Origin of the sequence: Candidatus Solincola tengchongensis (genome assembly GCF_015711935.1) — a bacterium.
GTDB classification, from domain to species: Bacteria; Actinomycetota; Geothermincolia; order Geothermincolales; family RBG-13-55-18; genus Solincola_A; species Solincola_A tengchongensis.
This window is the reverse complement of sequence record NZ_MU158683.1, coordinates 7,577-10,284: the sequence shown is the minus strand read 5'-3', so window position 1 is coordinate 10,284 and position 2,708 is coordinate 7,577. Positions and strand designations below refer to the sequence as shown.

Annotated in this window: 3 protein-coding genes; all 3 read left to right on the top strand. The window is 63.6% G+C overall.

From position 1 onward, the window contains the following. Window positions 1-282 precede the first annotated feature (282 nt). Window positions 283-1,101: an ABC transporter permease gene (locus tag H7007_RS13505; protein WP_287155881.1), complete on the top strand. Its 819-nt coding sequence runs from the start codon at window positions 283-285 to the stop codon at window positions 1,099-1,101. Continuing rightward, entirely contained in the window at window positions 1,098-2,312 is a 1,215-nt protein-coding gene (locus tag H7007_RS13500; protein ID WP_287155880.1) for an ABC transporter ATP-binding protein, read from the top strand. Before H7007_RS13505 ends, H7007_RS13500 begins: the two co-directional genes overlap by 4 nt. Before the next feature lie 60 nt (window positions 2,313-2,372). Next, window positions 2,373-2,708, top strand: a 336-nt coding sequence (locus H7007_RS13495) for a hypothetical protein (RefSeq protein ID WP_287155879.1), incomplete at its 3' end; no start/stop codon positions are given.

Sequence of the window (2,708 nt, the reverse complement as noted above, 5' to 3'; positions counted from 1 at the left end):
CGGATGATATTATATTCCATGGCCTCGGGACGGACGTTCGGTAACGGCGGGGTCCGGTCGCCCTGAGGGAAAGGATATAAGCGCCCGGCGCTGAACTTATGAAGGCGGCCCAAGACTCATGAGGGCGAGGCGGGCGGCTGCATTGGGAATCGTCCTTTCTCCCGGGGAGTCGGGTGGTGGACGGGTGGTGCCCCTCGTCGAGGGAGGAAGGGGAACGGGAGGTCCGCCGGGGCGGGTGGCGGCTTGTGCGCCGATGCCGCGGTGTATTAACGTCATGTAATCATGAAGGAATATCTGAGGAAGCTTTTCTTCTACCGGGAGCTGCTCTACAACCTCACCGTCAAAGAGGTGAAGGTAAAGTACAAGAATTCCTTCATCGGGTTCCTGTGGTCCATGGTGAACCCGGTGATGATGCTGGCCGTCTACTACGTTGCCTTCGGGATCATCTTCCGGCTGAGGGCCCTGGGGATGACCCGCTACGAGTTCTACCTCCTCGCGGGCATCCTCCCCTGGAACTTCTTCTCCTTGAGCCTCCTGCAGTCGGTGAGCGCGGTGGTGAACAACGCCGACCTGGTGAAGAAAGTCTACTTTCCGCGAGAGGTGCTGCCCCTCTCCTACATCGGGGCGGCCTCCTTCCACTTCCTGCTCCAGGAGCTGGTGCTGGTGGCCTTCCTGCTCATCTTCCGCGTGCGCCTCTCTCCCTGGATCTTCGCCCTGCCCCTGCTCCTCCTCCTGCAGCTGGTCTTCACCGCGGGGCTCTCCTTCTACCTCTCCGCCCTCAACGTCTTCTTCCGGGACGTGAGGCACTTCACGGAGATCGCCCTTCTGGCCTGGTTCTGGATAACCCCGGTGGTCTATCCCATATCCTTCATCCAGGACAGCTTCCCGGCCTGGGCGGAGAGGGTCTACATGCTCAACCCCGTGGCGCACATCGTGCTCCTGCGGCAGCGCCTCACCTATCACTCCCCGGTGGACGGGCCCCAGGCGGCCTATTTCTCCGTGGAGGGTTTCCTGTACGCCGTGGCCCTCTCGCTTTTCCTGCTGCTTTCCGGCTACTACCTCTTCTGCCGCCTGGAAGGGAGGTTCGCGGAGTTCGTATGAGCGTGGCCAGGGAGATCGGAGCGCGCGTCGTCTCGGACATCCCCGCCGTGGAGCTGCGGGGGGTGGGGAAGTGCTTCCGCCTCTACCGGGACGTCAACCGCTCCCTGAAGGAGAAGGTGGTCAACTGGCGCAAGCGGGGCTACGAGCTATTCTGGGCCCTGCAGGACGTGGACCTCACCGTGTACCGGGGGGAGACCTTGAGCGTCATTGGCCCCAACGGGTCGGGCAAGTCCACCATGCTCCGCCTGATGACCGGGATAATGAAGCCCAACCGGGGCAGCATCACCACCCACGGGACCATAGCCGCCCTCCTGGACCTGGGGGCCGGGTTCCACCCCGACCTCACGGGCCGGGAAAACATCTACCTGAACGCCTCCATCCTGGGCATCAGGAAGAAGGACCTGGAGCCCATCTTCCAGGAGATAATCGACTTCTCCGACTTAGGGCCCTTCATCGACAACCAGGTGAAGAACTACTCCGCCGGGATGTACGTGCGGCTGGGCTTCTCCATCGCCATCAACATCAACCCGGACATCCTGCTGGTTGACGAGGTGCTGGCGGTGGGTGACGAATCCTTCCAGGCCAAGTGTCTGGACCGCATCACCAGGCTGCAGGAGGGCGGGAAGACCATCGTCCTGGTGACCCATAACGCGGACATCGCCGCCGCCATCTCCGACCGGGTGATGTGGCTGGAGCGCGGTCGGGTGAAGATGCTCGGCGAGCCGCAGGAGGTGGTGGAGGCCTATCACGAGGCCATGAGCACCCGTCCCGAGGGGAGCGAGTTCGGCAACCGGGACATCGTCATCGAGCACGTCCAGCTCCTGGACGGGGAGGGAAGGCCCACGGAGGTCTTCCGCACCGGGGAACCCCTGGTGCTCAGGCTCCATTACACGGCGCGCAAGCGGGTGGAGGACCCGGTCTTCGGTTTCGGTTTCTACGACCGCCTGGGGCTCATGGTCTTCGGGACCAACACCCGGCTGCGGGAGGTGGACATCCCCCAGGTGGAGGGGAGCGGGGTGGTGGAGTTCACCATCCCCAGCCTCTCCATGCTCGACGGCAGGTATTACGTCTCCGTGGCCGCCCATACCCGGGACGGCCAGGTCAACTACCACTGGCTGGACAAGAAGTACTTCTTCGACGTCACCTCGCCGGGGAGGGATTCCGGATACCTGACCATGGAGTGCCGGATAAGGGTGACCCCGGAGGGGTGAACGGCGCGGGCGCACCGGAGCGCGGGTCGATAGGGGACGGAAAGGCGGTGAACACCGGCCATGGAGGAAAGAGAGGACAGGGGTTCGGGTAGCGAAGCGGTGAACATCCCCCCGGACCTTGAGGGAGTGGACGTCCACCGCATCATGGAGGACATCAGGAGGCGGGTGGAGGAAAAGAAGGCCGCCGGCCTTTACCGGGAGCTCCCCCTCGCCGAGCTGGAGAAGATGCGCCTCGGAGAGCGTGGGGAGGTTACCATCCAGGACCCCCTGCACGAGATCATCTTCAACGTGGAGTTGGCCCGGCATTTCGCCGTGGTGAGCAGCTATTATCCCATCGGGGCGCGGCGCACGCCGCTGGGCCCCTTCATCCTCCTGGCCAAGAAGGTGATCCGCCGC